This is a genomic window from Rhodococcus sp. IEGM 1379, assembly GCF_030056815.1.
GTDB lineage: Bacteria > Actinomycetota > Actinomycetes > Mycobacteriales > Mycobacteriaceae > Rhodococcus_F.
On the sequence record NZ_JASHKR010000001.1, the window covers coordinates 112,985 to 128,824 of the forward strand.

Genomic DNA, 15,840 nt, shown 5'->3' on the forward strand with positions numbered 1-15,840 from the left:
GGTGGTTTTTGGTGTGGGTTCGGCCGGGGGGGGCTTGCCCCCCCCCCGGGGGGCCCACCGCCCCACCAGTGAATTATTTACGTGGTGGATCAATACCAGACTTTGCGGCCACCCACCGCGCGGCCAGTGGTGCCGAGGAGCGTCAATACTGCGCCCACGACCACCAGTATGACGCCGATCGTAGTCAGAATGCTGATTGCAGTGAAGTAACCGACTAATGCCAATATGATGCCCAGAACAATCATTGTGAATCCTCGTCTTTCATTGTGCTGGAAGGTTCTCGAACTATGGATTGCAGAAAACGGGGCCGATTTCTTAGTTCACCGGCGTCAGCAAGAGTTTGAGGGGCTACTCAGTTGGTGAACTTGTTCTTGATATCGCTTGCGGCGTCGGAGATTTCGTCGCCGACCTGTTTCGTTTTACCTGAAACCTGATCCTTGGTGCCTTCGGCGGCGAGGTCGTCGTTGTCGGTTTTGTGACCGATCTTCTCTTTTGCTTCGCCGATGAGTTCTTCTGCCTTGTGCTTTGCCTTGTCGATGAAATCAGCCATGGTGATCGTGATCCTTTCGGGAGGGTGTCGATCTATTTGTTCGTGGATCGGTCGGTGATCGATCCACAGCTCACTCCGCTATCGATGCGCCGTGGCGCTTTTCGCCAGTGGTAGGTGTCAGCGTCGGCCGGTGACGGCTTTGACGAGGAAGAGCAAGATCACCGCACCGAGTATGCAGGTGAAGAAACTGAAGATCAGGCCGCCGCCGTTGACGTCGACACCGAACAGTTTGAGCAGGAATCCGCCGATCAGGCCGCCGATGATGCCGACGACGATGTTGAGCACGATTCCCATGGAGGCATCGGTTTTCATGATCTTGCTGCCGATCCAGCCGGCGAGTCCGCCGATGATGATCCATCCGATGATGCCTAGTCCGAGCACGGTGTATCTCCTTTGAGTGGTGTAAACAGCTGGCGAGGTGTGGCGGATCGGCAAGTGTCGACCACGCTGATCGGTCCGACCTCAGGTCGGATTCTCGTGAGCGAGTGCTCGGTAACTCCGTGCGCCTGCCCGGTCCACAGCTGCTTTCACTACGGCAAAAATTGCGCCTTGCAGCGCTGCCGCAATCAGCACCTCTTTGGTCGATCTGCTGAGGTCCTGTGGATCAGGGGCTTTGTCGTTGTGCCCGATGCGCTTCCAAACCTGTTGAAACACCGCGCCCGCGGCGATTCCACCGACAACACTCGTTGCGAGTGAAAGTGGTTTGTACATTGCTTTTGACATTGCGCTCATTGCGTGAATTCCTCTGTCGCTCGAGTAACGTCGTTTTCCGAATACCGGCGTCAAACGATGTGGAAATGAACAACTTTCGGGCGTCACCCAGCCCAGAATGGTGCACTAGGGACAGCAAGCAGTTTTGAGCACATCAGCAGGCTCGAGGCGAGCAAGCTGTGGTGGGCTCAGTTTTGGCGGGCCTTGTCGGCTGCGCCGAGTTCCGTCGAACTTCCTTCGTGCACAAGGCTTCCGCCTGAGTTCTCGAGGTGGGCTCGGACGAACCATTGGAATTTTTCCAACTGAGCACTCTGGCTGATCAACAAATCTTCGGTGATCGGATCGATCGTCCCGACGGAATCTATCGCTGCACGGCAGTCGGTGATGACGCCGGTGTACACGAGGTCCAGTGCGGCGAGGTGTGCGCTTGCGTCGTCACGGCCGACGGAGTAGTCGTCCCAGGTGCGGTCGGCGGCGATGGCGCCGGCGGTGCCCTTGGGGGAGTTGCCCAGTGCAGCAATCCTTTCGGCGACGTCGTCGGCGTATCCACGGACCAACTCAACTTGTGGATCGATCATTTCGTGGACGCCGATGAAGTTCGGGCCCACAACATTCCAGTGAATGTGTTTGAGAGTCAGATGCAGGTCGTTGTATGCGCTCAGGCGTTCCTGAAGAACTGCGGCGACACTCGTGCCGTCTTCAGTGCTCAGTCCCGGTACCGTGAAATTTGGCATGTGTCTTCCTCTCGTTGCAATCGCGAACTGTTCGCACCGATCTAGTGCGGTAGTTGCGGTGTGACTAAAGATCGAGTCTGTCGATTCGGTCGACCGAATCAATCGACGCTGTCGGCCAACTCCTCCGATATGGGATCCCCGAACATCAGCGCGATTCGGAGCTTGAGTTCAGCCGTTGCCAAGGTGGGGCTTGCGAAGTTGATCTCGCCGCTCTGAGCGGGCGGGATGTCGATCGTCGTCATCTTGCTCCCGTGGTGGAGGGGTGTGCGGAGGGAATCGGGTGTACCGCTCCCCTTGGCGTCGTGCTCTGCAGACTCACAGCACCCAAATATGCGTGTGCTTCGGTAGGTATACGTCATTCAAGGCGCCCTAAAATCTATACCAGCAGATGCAGATAATTAGCAACACAGAAAGAGTGAAAATTTGACCTCCAGGGGTGCCTGGACGCCAAATTTTCGGTCTTGATCAGCCAATATGCCGAGGATTCGAGAAACCGAAGTCTGATAATCCTCGTCCGCCGATATGAAACCTATGTCTCGGCGGCTAGATTCAATGCCCTCGGATGCTAAGGTCGTGTGGTCGCCGATTACGCCTGGGAGGTTTGCAGTGACGTTGGAGTCTCAGTCACGTTCGCTGCGCGGCGTTTACGGGATCTCGGTGATGTCTGAACTCTCCGGAGTCGGGCCGCAGACCTTGAGGCTCTATGAGCGGCGAGGGTTGTTGACGCCCACTCGCACTGACGGCGGAACCCGTCGATACAGCGAATCAGATCTGGGCACTCTGGCTCGCATCACGGCGTTGATCGATGACGGCGTGAACTTGGTCGGAATTCGGTTGATTCTCTCGCTCGAGGCCGAGAATTCAATTCTTGCGGCACGGATCGCTCAGTTGAGCGAATCGGCTGACGGTCAGGCTTGATCTCCGAGATCATGGACATCAGCTGATGTCGGGCTGATATCCCCGAAGTGTGCGTCGGCAACGATCTTGTTTCCGTCGGATTCAAGGGATTCGAGCGCGGAATCGAAAGCGTCGATGAGCCATTGATGGTTCGCTTCGGCGAGCAGTTGATCCGTTTCACCGGTGATATTGGCCTGAATGAAGCGAACCCTCCAGGAGTCGCTGGATTCAGGTTCGTCAGACAAGCCAAGGCGTGTGTTGGTGGCGACGACGTAGCGGTTGTATTCCAGATCGACACGGATCGAGTAGTCGCCGGCCACATTGACAACACTGGCGGGGCGATGGGTAGCTGCGGCCAACGCAATCAGTGCATCGTTGTATGTTTCGGAATGTTTCACCGTGAGGGGCATGGCCTGCCTATCTGTTCGACGTGGCCGATGCAGCATCGCATGGCTGGGATGAAGGCAGCCCATCGCCGCTGCTTGACGAAGAACTGAAATTGATCCTATCCCAGACGTGTATTGCCCGATTCCGGCGGTATCGGGTGATCAGGGCTGAATCCGCAGAGGGGCTCTCGAGGCCCTTGGCTACGGGTTATTCGAGCACTCGACAGTGGGTTCGTAGCTGCGATTCGGATGGCAGTGGCCGACGGCGGGATTCCGGGCAGCCTTCATTGCGCAGTACCCGGAGGCAAAGGGTTGACCTCGACAAGTGATCGGACCGCACGAAGGACAACGATCTCTTCTGTGCGTTGCCCCACGGCGATTAGTCCGCGGGCCTCGAACAGTGCTGCGCGTGCGGAAAGTACACGCCCGAAAGGTATTTCAGCTCGGGCAACGATTTCGACTGACAATCCCTGTTCTTCCAGCATGGCTTGGGTCTTTTCGACCCCGCTCAGCACCGACTGTGCGATCAACAAGATGCCCGACGCCGCGAGCACCCCGGGCGCCTCCACACAGATTCGATCCAGAAGCATTCGCCCATCCACTCCTGCATCCCATGCCCGCTTGATACCCCGAGTGGGCAAGACGTCGTCGTGTGCCGGAACGTACGGCGGATTCGACACCACTACATCGAAACGCTGATCTCGAACGGGCGACGTCAGGTCGCCGTGTACGACGCGGATCGACAGCCGGCGCAGACGGGCGTTGATCCAGGTGGTAGCCAATGCGCGGCGGGAAATATCTACCGCAGTGACGCACCCGGCGCCGGCAGACGCGGCACGCACGCTCAACGCACCTGCACCTGTGCAGATGTCGAGAACCCGTGAGCCCGGCCCCAGGCTCTCAGCTGCCAGGGCGTCAGCGAGCAACCATGTGTCTTCTTGCGGTGGGTATACGCCTGGCAGACGAAGCAGCATCGTTACTCCTCGAGGTCATGCGTACTGGTTCAGCATCTATCCGGAGTAGTGATATCGGTATACGTTTCACCTTCTCACACATGCAGTTCGGCGAGGCGTAGCGTCGGAAAACTGCCGAAGAGAACCGAGGAGACACAAGATGCAGGTTCCCGATGAGAACCCAAGACAGGCAGACAGCGGTGCCTTCGACAAGATAGTCGGATTGCTGGATTACCCGATGTTTGTCGTCACTACCTGCGTCGGAGGCCAACAGGCGGGGTGCCTCGTCGGGTTTGCATCTCAGATCAGCATCACGCCGCAGCGTTTTCTCGTTGGTCTGTCGAAAAACAACCGTACGTATCGGACTGCCTTGGACTCGGAATACCTCGCTGTCCAGCTTCTTCCCCGTCGACGAGGCGACATCGCGACGTTGTTCGGAGAATCCACTGGCGACGACATCGACAAGTTCGCTCACTGTACGTGGCTCCGCGGCCCACACGAACTACCGATTCTCGAGTACGCTGCCGCCTGGTTTTCAGGGCGGATCATCGACAAAATTGACATGGGTGATCATGTAGCTTTCATTCTCGAACCCGAAACAGGCTCTGCACCTGAAGAATTAGACGACGTGATCACCTACTCCGATGTTCGAGGGCTCGAGCCCGGACATCGTGCATGACGGTCAACCATGACCCGAAGCAGGTCAGCTGAGGTCCCGAAGTCTCCGTGGGCCCAAGGACGTCGGTGGCCTCGCCGCCGCCCGACCGATAGGTTTACGCCGTGCCTATCTCCGTGCTGATTGTCGACGACCAGGAACTCATGCGGATGGGGCTGAACATGGTCCTCGGTGCGCACGAGGATATTTCTGTCGTCGGCGAAGCGGGGGACGGGGCCGCGGCCGTAACTGCGGCAATTTCACTGAAACCGGATGTCGTCCTAATGGACGTACGGATGCCGATCGTCGACGGCGTCAGTGCGACCGAACAGATCCTGGCGTCGGGAATCGAATCCCGAGTGCTGGTGATGACAACCTTCGACCTGGACGAACATGCGCTCGGGGCATTGCGTGCCGGGGCCAGTGGCTTCCTACTCAAGGACACGCCGCCCGAGGACCTGGTCTCGGCGATCCGCAGTGTCGCCGCCGGAGATGCCGTCGTATCACCGAAGGTGACGCGACGATTGTTGGCGCGATTCATCGTCGACGGACCGGCACCCCGGCGTGATCCGATCATTCTCGACGTCTTGACCGAGCGTGAGCGTGAAGTTCTCGGTCAAGTTGCGACGGGACGATCGAACACAGAAATCGCGCAGCAACTGTTTCTTTCCGAATCGACGATCAAGTCTCATATCGGTCGAATACTGACAAAGCTGGATCTTCGTGACCGCGTTCAAGCGGTGGTGCTGGCCTACGAGACCGGATTGGTGACTCCGAGCGCGTAGGCCAGCTGTCGGTCAAGCGTCGAAGGATCCGACTGTCGGAAGTATCGTGCAGGACTTTCCGTCGATGTAATCCACATTGCCGAACATTGTGGCCAGCACCTTGCCGTCGCCGGTGTCGACCACCTTGGACAGCAGGGGAGTGTTGAGTATGGGGATCATGTCGTCCAGGGGCACGATGCCGCCCTTGAATGTGGTGGTGTTCATCCACGCGACACTCAAACCGGAGGTCTTGGGGATGGACGGGTAGGCGGGAATCGCCTGGAAGCGGAGTTGGTCGGCGTTTACCCACGGTATCGACGGGAAGTTCGGTCCTGCTTGTGCCGTGCCGAGTGTCACTGTCGCGGGAGCGCCGTCGAGTCCGCAACCCAGTGTCGGTGCGGGGTACATGAAGTTCTGCGCTTCGGTTTTCCCGGATGCCGGGAGTCCCAGCGCTGTGTTGATCTGGTCGACGGCTGCCGTGCCGATCAGTTGCTGTATAGCAGTGGTCGCATCGGGGGAAATTGCGGCGGCCTGTGCAATCAGCGCATTGAGGTCGAGAGGTGCTGCTCCGGCGGTTCCAGCACCGAACAGCGTGGATCCTGCGGTCAGGGCTACGACGGCAGCGCCACCGACGAGTGCGGCGGGAATGCGGCGGGCGAGCTTCTTGCCGGGGAGTCGGCTCATGTCGGGCTCCTTCACGTTGACGGCCGACGAAATCCGGCCTGAAGCGACTCCATCACGCACAGAGTCTAAACGTCAACTTGAGGGTTAGAATCGTTAGCGGAGCGTTAGTTAACGGCGAGCACAGTCCACGCCGCAGTGTGTGACCCATGGCATGAAATGGGTGCACGCTCCCACTGCATCTCGGGAGAAAAATCGAGGTCTCGTACGTTGTATCCCTAGACAGTCTGAAAGGGGACGTCCATGATTGCCGCCGTATTCCTGCTTTACGTCATCGTCGAGATCGCCGCACTTGTTCTTGTGGGCAACGCCATTGGCATTGCCTGGACAGTGCTGCTGTTCCTCGCGGGCTCGCTGGTCGGGTTGGTGCTCATGCGTTCGCAGTGGCGAAAAGTCATGGACGGATTCCGCAAAGCAACACGCGGCGAAGGTTCGCCCTCGCTCGCTGTCGCTGACGGGGCCCTGGTCGCAGCCGGATCGGCATTGATGTTCATTCCCGGTCTTGTCACATCAGTCCTGGGTCTACTCCTCCTGATTCCCCCGACGCGTTGGGCTCTGCGTCCACTGGCAGTACTTCTGGCAGGTAAGCGCGCGGCAGCCTTCGCGGCCGGCGGCGACGCCTTTGCCGGAACGGTTGGCTATGCAGCGCAGATGCGCGGCAACGGTGAGGTCATCGACGGCGAAATCATCGTCGAAACACCTACCGCCGCCACCGAATATGTGAGCAGCAACGGCAAGGAACTTGTCCTCGAAGGTGAGATTCTCGACACGGATACACCCACCCGTTCGCGGGGGCCGCAGTAGTAGCAGGCAGACTTGGCGTTTGTGACTACTCGTCTGCTGGTCAACGGCCGGATCTACAGTTCTTTTGCACCTGACGCGACCTCGCTCGCCATCACCGACGGCATCGTCGTCTGGGTGGGCGAAGACCGCGCCGGACGTGCACTTCATCCCGACGCGGAAATCGAGGATCTGGGCGGCGCGTTTGTCACCCCCGGTTTTGTCGACACTCACGTCCACATCACCGCGTTGGGTCTCACCATCGTCGGGCTCGATCTGGTCGGAACTACGTCACTCGACGAATGCCTCTCGCGGGTAACGGCATTCGCCGATGCGAATCCTGACGCCGTTATCTGGGGTCACGGTTGGGACGACACCGAATGGGTGCAGCCGACCGCGCCGTCGACGGTCGAGCTCGATGCCGCAGCGCCCGGCCGCAAGGTGTACCTCTCGCGGATCGACGTGCACTCGGCAGTCTGCTCGAGCGCGTTGCGCGACGGGATCGAGGGACTCGCATCCCAGGCCGGGTACTCCGAAGATGGTCCGCTCACCTTCGACGCCCACCACTTCGCGCGCGCTTCGGCCCGAAATCTCCTCACTGCCGAACAGCGCGCTGACGCACGCACCGCAGCACTCGATCTGTGCGCATCACGTGGAATCGTCGCGGTCCACGAGTGCGGTGGCCCCGACATCTCCGGTCTCACCGACTTCCAGGAACTCCTCGCGCACGACCACGGCGTCGAGGTTCGTGGCTACTGGGGCGAGCACGTCACCACGCAGGAAGATGCACGCGCCCTCCTCGACAAGACCGGTGCTCACGGACTCGGCGGCGACCTCTTTATCGACGGTTCTCTGGGATCCCACACGGCCTGGTTGCTCGAACCCTATGCAGATCAACCGGATTCGACAGGCAATGCCTACCTCGACGTCGACGCGATCGCTGCACACATCCGCGCCTGTACTCTCGCCGGAATCCAAGCGGGTTTCCATGCCATCGGTGACGGGGCGGTCTCCGCGGCCGCGGCAGCATTCCGTCAGGTCGCTGACGAACTCGGCGGACCCAAGGTCGCTGCTCTCGGGCATCGCCTCGAGCACGCCGAGATGATGTCGATCGCCGACGCCGAAACATTTGCGACGGTGGGCGTCATCGCCAGCGTCCAACCGGTCTTCGACGCACTCTGGGGCGGCACCGACGGCCTGTACGCGACGCGTCTGGGCGCCGAGCGCGCCGTCGCTCTCAACCCCTTTGCCCCGGCCGCCGCCAAGGGTGTCTCACTGGCCTTCAGTTCCGACGCTCCCGTCACTCCGGTCGAACCGTGGGCGATGGTCCGAGCCGCAGTGCATCACCGAACCGACGGCAGCGGCATCTCGCCGCGCGCAGCGTTCTCGGCAGCGACCCGAGGCGCGTGGCGCGCCGGGGGAGTCCGCGACGGCGCTGCCGGAACGCTCAATCCGGGTGCGCCGGCGTCGTACGTCATCTGGGAGGCCGGTGACCTCGAAGTGAGCGCGCCCGCCGATTCGGTGCAGCGCTGGTCTACCGATCCGCGGTCTCGGGTTCCGGCGTTGCCGCGACTGAGCGACGACGCTCCGGTCCCGGTGTGCGTTCGATCGGTGCATCGCGGACGCGTCGTCTATGAGCGTTGAGCAGTCGGCTGGTGAACGCACGCGCCTAGTCGAGGTGCTCACCGGTTCGATGTGGTTGCGCTCGCTGTATTCGGTGGCCGGCGGGTATCTGATCTTCGCGGGATTTCCGCCAAGGCCTCTGTGGTTTCTCGCGCCGATCGGCATTGCACTCCTGACCTGTGTGCTGACGAACTTCGGCCGCGGGGGACTGCGACTGCGTGCAGGTTTCGGATACGGCTACCTCGCCGGCCTCGGTTTCCTGGTGCCGCTACTGCCGTGGATCGGCGTGTTTGTCGGCGCCGTGCCGTGGATAGCGCTCGCTGCCGTGGAGTCGTTGTTCATCGGATTGTTCGGGCTGCTGGCCGTACTGGTGTCGCGGTTGCCGTGGGCGCCGCTGTGGATTGCTGCCGTGTGGACATTGACGGAATGGCTCCGATCCAGTGTTCCGTTCGGCGGCTTCCCTTGGGGCAGGCTCGCATTCGGGCAATCCGAAGGATGGCTGCTTCCGCTCGCGAGCATCGGCGGTGCGCCGCTACTCAGTTTTGCGGTGGCGCTGACCGGAACCGGGTTGGCGGCAGTAGCGATTGCGGTTGCTGCCAAACGTTGGGACCGAGGATTTTTCGGCGCTGTTGCGGCTGCGATCGTTCCCGTCATTCTGGCTGGCGTCGTCGCACCGTTTCTCGCCACCATGGATTCCGGTGATCGCACGATTACCGTGGCAGCCATTCAGGGCAGCGTGCCGCGGTTGGGGCTGGACTTCAACTCGCAACGCAAGCAGGTTCTCGACAACCACGTCGCCGAAACTCTGAGGTTGGCGGCGGAAGTCGACGCCGGACGCGTCACACAACCCGACATCGTCATCTGGCCCGAGAATGCGTCGGACATAGATCCGTTGCGCAACATCGATGCCGCAGCCGACATCACCCGCGCGTCCGTATCGATCGGTGCGCCGATTCTGGTCGGTACCGTGCTCGTCAACGCCGACCGCACGACCACGAACTCCGTGATCGTCTGGGACGGAAACAAAGGCCCACAGGAGCAGCACGACAAGAAGATCATCCAACCGTTCGGCGAGTACCTGCCCTACCGAGACTTCTTCCGGAAATTCTCGGAATACGCGGATCGCGCCGGCAACTTCGTCCCCGGTGACGGCAACGGTGTCGTCCAGGCCGCGGGCGTGCCGATCGGTATCGCCACCTGCTACGAAGTGGCATTCGACCGGGCATTCCAGGAATCCGTTCGTAACGGAGCGCAACTCTTGGCCGTACCGACCAATAACGCCACCTTCGGTGACACCGAGATGACGTACCAGCAGTTGGCGATGTCCCGCGTACGGGCCGTCGAACACGGCCGCGCCGTTGTCGTGGCAGCCACCAGTGGCGTCAGCGCGATCATTTCTCCCGACGGTTCCGTAACCTCGCAGACCGATCTTTTTGTCCCCGAATTCCTGGTTGCCGATGTACCGCTGTCGACCGACAAAACTGTGGCGTCGCGCATGGGCCCCGCACCCGAGGTAGTGCTGTGTCTCCTCGCGGCGGGCGCAATCGCGATGGCAGTGATTTCCAGGCGTCGTGAACGCACACTTCCCGAAACACGAGAGCAGCAATGACCGAGGTAGGTAAGGGTTCGAAGACCGATCTGCTCGACCGAGTTACACCATCGCGATCGGCACCGGCGGTGTCGTGGACATTGCGGCAGTTCTCCTCGGCGCAGACGGCAAGGTTCGCACCGACGACGACTTCGTGTTCTTCAACAACCCGAAAGCGCCTGGTGTCGCACTCGTTTCGGATGAGGCAATCACCGTCGACCTGGCCGCACTACCGGCCGATGTCCACCGCATCCTGATCACCGGCAGCACCGAGGCACAGTGCAAGAACTTCTCCGACGTAGCGTCGATTCAAGTGGACACGCGCGGCTCCTCGCAGCAATTATCTTTTGTCCCAACAGGTTTGACAACCGAAACCGTTCTGCAGTTGGTGGCACTTTATCGACGCGGCACCGGGTGGCGTCTCGACGCCGTCGGGCAGGGATACAGTGCCGGGTTGGCTGCGTTTGCCGCCGAACACGGTATCGACGTCGATAACGACGAACCGAGAAGTGCTCCGGTACCGGAAGCGCCCGTACCCAGTCCTGCGCCAACCATCAGCTTCGAAAAAGTGTCCGTCAGTCTCACCAAGGACTCCCCGGACAAGACAGCGCGCATCGACCTGCGTAAAAGTCAGGGCGACCCCAGTTGGGTCTTGACCGTAGGTCTGGAATGGGATGGCCGCGGCGCAAAATACGACGACAGTGGCAAGGTCAAGAAGTACGGCGAAGGTGACCTCGACGTGTACTTCTTCTGCCGCAACGAGGAGACCAACGACTACGTCGTAATCAGTGGCGAGCCGAATCATCGTGGCGGACTGGAAACCTGGCCGCACATCTACCACTACGGCGACAGTGCGGGTCCGGGTAAGGGCAAGAAGGCTGCCGTCGAGCAGGTTCGCGTCATCCCGCACGAGAATGGTGATCTGCTGGTCAACGTGTATCAGAGCGTAGATAACGGTGCGGGTGCCATCGACACCTTCGGCAAACCACGTGTTGCTATCCGGTACGGCAAGGCCGGTAAAGATGGACTGCCTGGTCCTGACGCCGACGAAATTCTTGTTTTCGTCGGCAACGGAAAGAACTCGTTCTGGGCAACGATCGCGCACATCGACGTCCAAGACGGTGTTCTGACCGTTGACGGCGAGACCCGTTACAGCAAAACGCTCAGCGAACGGATGCCTGGTCTGGACACCGACGGCCAGTGGATGCAGCGTCCCAAGTCGGGTCCGAAGGGTCGAAGCAAGAAGGCTAACAAGGGCATCGGACTCGACAAGTACTGCGGGAAATGCGAGCCCGGACCTAAGAAGCGTCGCTGACGCCGCACTCGCTCAGCCAGGAATATCGGTCCACTGAGCTTCTTCTTCGGGCGCGACCGGTATCGGGTGCACGACGCGCTCGGTCGCCGGTAACGCCTTTACGGCCTCGATTGCTTCCCATTTGCACTCACCGCATCGCCCTTGTGGGACGATCGGCCGAATACCGAGCCCCTGATCATCGATGTCGAACTATTTCCCTGTCAGGATCGGACGTAGTACATCCCGCGAGCAATGCCGCCCTGAACAATCCGACCAGTATCCTTGAAGAATCCATTACCCGAACATAGCGTGATTGCGGGTGTGCGCCGATTTTTCTTTGTGGCGGTGACTGTTGCACTTTCTGGGTATTCGGCGGTGGAAGTTCACCCCGAATGAACAGAGGCAACTTCCATGACCGAAGTGCAGAACGCCGTCCGCAAGCCCAGCATTGTCGATTCTGTTCTCAAATCTCCGCTCGCCGGATTGGCGCCCTGGATACTGCTGTCGTTGGTGTCCGGACCAGGACGATTCGAGGCCTCTGCCGCAGCGGCACTCGGGTTGACGCTGCTGATCGTCGCTGCAAGTCACCGGCGGGGCAGCACACTGAAGTTGTTGGGAATGTTCGACATTCTGTACTTTGGGATACTCGCCGCAATTGGTTTGTTCGCATCGGCCGACACCATCCGGTGGTTCGAACTGTGGGGCGGAGAAATGACCAACATCGCCCTGGTTGTCTTCGCATTCGGATCGATGCTTCTCCGCAATCCATTCACTCTGCAATACGCGAAAGAGTCTGCGCCACCGGAAACGTGGACAACACCGCTCTTTCTGCGGATCAACTACACCATCACGTTGGTGTGGGCGCTTTCGTTCACCTGGTCGGCAATCGTCGGGTTGTACGGTGACGCAGTGTTGGGCAACAGTGGCAATTTCTGGACCGGGTGGATTTTGCAGCTGGGCGGCATGATCTTTGCAGTCTCGTTCACCGAGTGGTATCCGGAGTACGCACCGAACAAAGCGCTCCAAGCGCTGGGACTGCCGACTGATCCGCCGCAACCAATCGCTCGACTGTTCGACTTCCTCCCCGTTTTTGTGGTCATCACCGGAATCGCGGGATTGGTGACGGATTCGGTGTCCACTGCAGTGGGTATCGCGCTGATCGTCGTCGGTGCGATTGCCTATGTGATCATGTGGCGCATTGCTGCGCGCGTTCTACCCGAGAGCGATGGAAGCTAGGCCCCTTTTCCTCTAGTGAGCACCGTTTTCAACGTGTTTGAAACGGTGCTCACTGTGCACAAACTGTGCCAGCTTCGTGCCGAGCACGTTGTGGCCGCTCATCCTGCTAAGGGTGAGCGGCCGCTTGTGTGCATCAGGACTGGTTTACCACCCGGAACTCCCCGGTGATCCGAAGTTCTCGAGCAAACCGGTCGGCGCCCCAGCCTGGATCATCGCGAGTGCCGCAATCGAGGCGTTGACCGCTTGAGTGACGTACGCGCTGACTGCGTCGGCAACGTCGCCGAGGGCGCCGGCAGGAGTGATCGTGACCCCGAACGGGCGTTCGGCCGTCGGGAGATCGACGGTGACGGTAGCGGTGACGACGGTGTTGTCGGCGGTGTTGGGCACCGAAATCAAGTTGGTGCTGAAATCGGTGACCGGACTGTCGGCTGACGCGGTACCAACTGCGCCGCCGAGGGTGATCGCAACAGCGAGTGCGCCGGTGCCGAATAGGGCGGCGGTCCGGGACCAAGTTGCAGGCGTTTCGAGACCATTCACAGATGTACCCCTTTTCGTGGTGACTGCATCCGTGTACAGGACGCGGAGCAGCCACGAGATTGCAACCACTATCGAGGAAGATAACGGACATTGACCTCAAAGCGGGGTTGTTCAGCCCAAAGTGTTGCGCCACGAAATAGGTTGGACGGGATTCGGTTCAGGTTGATAGCGTGTCCGAGACCGTGACATCGTGCGAGGAGGTGAGACCCATGAACGCAGTATCCATGTGGGTGCTCCCACTCGTTTCACGGATCGGCGATTGACGTAGGTGTCGCCGGGAGCGCCCGAATAAGGCAATCCCGAAAGGTAACACCATGCATTTCACCTCTGAGACATCGTCGAACGGTGTCATCGAACGTAATTTCACACTGGATGAGATCACTGGCGTGCTCTGGTCTCCTATATCCGGAACCAACGGCTCACCGCTGCTCCTGTCGGGGCACTCCGGCGGTATGCACAAGAAGGCGCCGGGGCTGGTAGCCAGTGCACTCATCAGCGTGACCACCAATGGATTCACCGTCGCCGCTATTGACGCGCCCGGACATGGTGACCGGCCGCGAAACCTTCAGGATCAACGGTGGGCCGAGGCGATTCATCAGGTCCGGGCGGCCGGCCAGTCGATTGTTCCGATCGTCGTCGACTACACCATGTCGTTGGCGGAGCGTGCGGTTCCGGAATGGCAGGCAACCCTGGATGCTCTTCAGGCACTGCCCGAGATTGGCACCGAATCGCCGATCGGCTACGGGGGCGTGTCGTTGGGTGTCGTTACGGGGCTGATGTTGACGGCAGTCGAACCCCGGATCGCTGCCGTGAGTTTCGGTGGGGTTTTTGTGGACGACGCTCTGATCGAGGCGGCGGGAAGACTCACTGTCCCGGTCGAGTACCGGATTCCGTGGGATGACGAGGATTTCGACCGCACGTCCGGGATCGCATTGTTCGATGCCTTCGCATCGAAGGAGAAGACGTTGCACGCCTACTCGGGCAGGCATTACCCAGTGCCAGAGTACGAACGCGACAGCTCGGCTCGGTTCTTCGCCCGCCATCTCGGCTGAATAGTCGACACGGCTTCGGACTGACGTGAATATGGCCGCTCACCCGGAAAATCTGGGTGAGCGGCCATATTCACATTCTGATGAGTCAGGTTGACAGTCAGCTCACCGGCGACTGAGGTGTTTGACTGCGGGTGGACCGGGGGATACAGCAAACACTGGCTCATTCATCCGTGCCGATAGTTGTCTTGCGCGATATTTGCGCCTGTCACCTGCCGGCACGGGTGTATGCCTGATTGGTGAAAGTTGTTGGAATGAAATGGTTTCGGAGTGAGTTCGTATCAGAGAAGGGCTCGCAGATGATGTCGGTATCACAGTACCCCATTCAACGACAAAGACCGCCCGGTAAGCAACCGGACGGTCTTGATCGAAGTGCTCCGGAAAGTGTTAGAGAATCAAGCTCCGCGGCGCTTGGCCTTGAGGAGATCCATACGCTCCTTGAGGAGTTCTTCGAGTTCCTCGACGGAACGACGCTCGAGCAGCATGTCCCAGTGGGTGCGCGGCGGCTTGACCTTCTTGGCTTCGGGAGCAGTTCCCTCCATGAGGGCACCCTCGAGGCCGTTGCGGCACATCCAGACGCCGGGGATCTCGGCTTCGTCGGCGAACGGGATGTCAAAGATCTCACCGTTGTCGCACTTGTATTTCGCCATACGACGGGGGGCGAGGTCATGGTCACGGTCGGTCTCGTAGCTAACAGCTCCGAGACGGCTACCTCGAAGTACGCGATCTGCCATGGTGGTGTCCTCTCTTCGTTCGTCACCGCTGGTGGGCGCCCGGTGTTGGGGCGTAGACGCTCACACTCATCTACAACGCCACGAGTCCCCGATTGGTTCCCGTGTGGCGAGAAGACGCAACCTCCCCATCTTACCGGGTACTGCACGCGCGCATCGAGGGCCTCCGAATCTCGAGTAAAGTGTGCAGACATGACCACGAGCATGCGACCGAGAAGCGCCGGGAATCCCTGCGCCTGGTGCGGTCGTGCGGTTGCGGCGGTCGGAGTTGGACGTCGGCGGCGGTACTGCTGCCAGTCGTGCCGTCAGCGCGCCTATGAGCAGCGCAATGCGGTGAAAGGCACTGCAATCCCAGCTGATGCTGTCATCTTGACGGCCGGCGAGGCATCCGAACTCTTTGATCGGATGTTCGAAGTGCGCTGCGCTGCGGAAGATGTCTCGACTGCGGTCGCGGAAGGTGCCGACACTGCCGAGCTCATTTCGATGTGCGAGCAGTTGACTGCACTTGCCCGCGAAGCGGAACGTTTCCGATGACGCTAGCTTGGGCAACCAGTTTGTAGCTGTGTGCACGGCACCTCGCCAGTGTGGTGTGCCGGACACATGACGAAACACAACTCAAATCCTTACAGTTCGGACCTTCGGGGAGGTTCGAACTCCGAGCCGACCCGTTT

General features: G+C 60.1%; 21 protein-coding genes. 10 read left to right on the forward strand and 11 right to left on the reverse strand.

The window, feature by feature from the left end; genetic code table 11:
* Positions 1-89 precede the first annotated feature (89 nt).
* The 6 genes from QM600_RS00545 to QM600_RS00570 form a co-directional block, all read right to left on the reverse strand.
* Entirely contained in the window at positions 90-245 is a 156-nt protein-coding gene (locus QM600_RS00545; protein ID WP_283259536.1) for a DUF6131 family protein, read from the reverse strand.
* A 107-nt stretch (positions 246-352) separates the two neighbouring features.
* A complete protein-coding gene (locus QM600_RS00550; RefSeq protein WP_283259537.1) occupies positions 353-550 on the reverse strand; it encodes a CsbD family protein in 198 nt (65 codons plus the stop codon).
* Positions 551-667: 117 nt separating this feature from the next.
* Positions 668-931, reverse strand: a complete 264-nt coding sequence (locus tag QM600_RS00555; protein WP_283259538.1) for a GlsB/YeaQ/YmgE family stress response membrane protein — start codon at positions 929-931, stop codon at positions 668-670.
* Between the two features lie 81 nt (positions 932-1,012).
* Entirely contained in the window at positions 1,013-1,282 is a 270-nt protein-coding gene (locus tag QM600_RS00560; protein ID WP_283259539.1) for a DUF4235 domain-containing protein, read from the reverse strand.
* A 167-nt stretch (positions 1,283-1,449) separates the two neighbouring features.
* A complete protein-coding gene (locus QM600_RS00565; protein ID WP_283259540.1) occupies positions 1,450-1,995 on the reverse strand; it encodes a Dps family protein in 546 nt (181 codons plus the stop codon).
* 98 nt (positions 1,996-2,093) lie between these two features.
* The gene (locus QM600_RS00570; protein ID WP_283259541.1) at positions 2,094-2,237 is read right to left on the reverse strand and encodes a hypothetical protein; all 144 of its coding nucleotides are present in this window, start codon (positions 2,235-2,237) and stop codon (positions 2,094-2,096) included.
* A gap of 364 nt (positions 2,238-2,601) precedes the next feature.
* Here QM600_RS00570 and QM600_RS00575 point away from each other — a divergent pair, with 364 nt between their 5' ends.
* Entirely contained in the window at positions 2,602-2,913 is a 312-nt protein-coding gene (locus QM600_RS00575; protein WP_283259542.1) for a MerR family transcriptional regulator, read from the forward strand.
* On the opposite strand, the gene QM600_RS00580 is transcribed toward QM600_RS00575, so the two are convergent.
* Positions 2,904-3,290: a hypothetical protein gene (locus QM600_RS00580; RefSeq protein ID WP_502942832.1), complete on the reverse strand. Its 387-nt coding sequence runs from the start codon at positions 3,288-3,290 to the stop codon at positions 2,904-2,906. The genes QM600_RS00575 and QM600_RS00580 overlap by 10 nt on opposite strands.
* Before the next feature lie 272 nt (positions 3,291-3,562).
* Positions 3,563-4,252: a HemK2/MTQ2 family protein methyltransferase gene (locus QM600_RS00585; RefSeq protein ID WP_283259544.1), complete on the reverse strand. Its 690-nt coding sequence runs from the start codon at positions 4,250-4,252 to the stop codon at positions 3,563-3,565.
* 139 nt (positions 4,253-4,391) lie between these two features.
* On the opposite strand from QM600_RS00585, the gene QM600_RS00590 reads away from it, so the two are divergent.
* Both QM600_RS00590 and QM600_RS00595 read left to right on the forward strand, forming a co-directional pair.
* On the forward strand, positions 4,392-4,910 hold the full coding sequence (locus tag QM600_RS00590) for a flavin reductase family protein (protein WP_283259545.1): 519 nt from the start codon (positions 4,392-4,394) through the stop codon (positions 4,908-4,910).
* A 101-nt stretch (positions 4,911-5,011) separates the two neighbouring features.
* Entirely contained in the window at positions 5,012-5,671 is a 660-nt protein-coding gene (locus tag QM600_RS00595) for a response regulator (RefSeq protein ID WP_283259546.1), read from the forward strand.
* A gap of 12 nt (positions 5,672-5,683) precedes the next feature.
* Here QM600_RS00595 and QM600_RS00600 read toward each other — a convergent pair whose 3' ends face one another.
* Entirely contained in the window at positions 5,684-6,334 is a 651-nt protein-coding gene (locus tag QM600_RS00600) for a hypothetical protein (protein ID WP_283259547.1), read from the reverse strand.
* A 240-nt stretch (positions 6,335-6,574) separates the two neighbouring features.
* On the opposite strand from QM600_RS00600, the gene QM600_RS00605 reads away from it, so the two are divergent.
* The 5 genes from QM600_RS00605 to QM600_RS00625 all read left to right on the forward strand — a co-directional run bounded on the left by QM600_RS00605 (position 6,575) and on the right by QM600_RS00625 (position 12,852).
* A complete protein-coding gene (locus QM600_RS00605) occupies positions 6,575-7,135 on the forward strand; it encodes an FxsA family protein (RefSeq protein ID WP_283259548.1) in 561 nt (186 codons plus the stop codon).
* Positions 7,136-7,156: 21 nt separating this feature from the next.
* Positions 7,157-8,755 carry an amidohydrolase gene (locus QM600_RS00610; RefSeq protein ID WP_283259549.1) on the forward strand — a complete coding sequence of 533 codons (1,599 nt, stop codon included), beginning with the start codon at positions 7,157-7,159 and terminating at the stop codon, positions 8,753-8,755.
* Positions 8,756-8,804: 49 nt separating this feature from the next.
* Positions 8,805-10,343 (forward strand): apolipoprotein N-acyltransferase, encoded by a 1,539-nt coding sequence (lnt, locus tag QM600_RS00615; RefSeq protein ID WP_283259664.1) that lies wholly within the window; start codon positions 8,805-8,807, stop codon positions 10,341-10,343.
* A gap of 73 nt (positions 10,344-10,416) precedes the next feature.
* Positions 10,417-11,637, forward strand: coding sequence for a TerD family protein (locus QM600_RS00620; protein ID WP_283259550.1), 1,221 nt, complete (start codon positions 10,417-10,419; stop codon positions 11,635-11,637).
* Between the two features lie 390 nt (positions 11,638-12,027).
* Positions 12,028-12,852, forward strand: coding sequence for a hypothetical protein (locus QM600_RS00625; protein ID WP_283259551.1), 825 nt, complete (start codon positions 12,028-12,030; stop codon positions 12,850-12,852).
* A 144-nt stretch (positions 12,853-12,996) separates the two neighbouring features.
* On the opposite strand, the gene QM600_RS00630 is transcribed toward QM600_RS00625, so the two are convergent.
* The gene (locus QM600_RS00630) at positions 12,997-13,389 is read right to left on the reverse strand and encodes a hypothetical protein (RefSeq protein ID WP_283259552.1); all 393 of its coding nucleotides are present in this window, start codon (positions 13,387-13,389) and stop codon (positions 12,997-12,999) included.
* A gap of 314 nt (positions 13,390-13,703) precedes the next feature.
* Here QM600_RS00630 and QM600_RS00635 point away from each other — a divergent pair, with 314 nt between their 5' ends.
* Positions 13,704-14,441, forward strand: a complete 738-nt coding sequence (locus QM600_RS00635; protein ID WP_283259553.1) for a dienelactone hydrolase family protein — start codon at positions 13,704-13,706, stop codon at positions 14,439-14,441.
* Between the two features lie 392 nt (positions 14,442-14,833).
* On the opposite strand, the gene QM600_RS00640 is transcribed toward QM600_RS00635, so the two are convergent.
* Positions 14,834-15,172, reverse strand: a complete 339-nt coding sequence (locus QM600_RS00640; protein ID WP_094272953.1) for an RNA polymerase-binding protein RbpA — start codon at positions 15,170-15,172, stop codon at positions 14,834-14,836.
* 201 nt (positions 15,173-15,373) lie between these two features.
* On the opposite strand from QM600_RS00640, the gene QM600_RS00645 reads away from it, so the two are divergent.
* On the forward strand, positions 15,374-15,703 hold the full coding sequence (locus QM600_RS00645) for a hypothetical protein (protein ID WP_502942838.1): 330 nt from the start codon (positions 15,374-15,376) through the stop codon (positions 15,701-15,703).
* Positions 15,704-15,840: the final 137 nt, after the last annotated feature.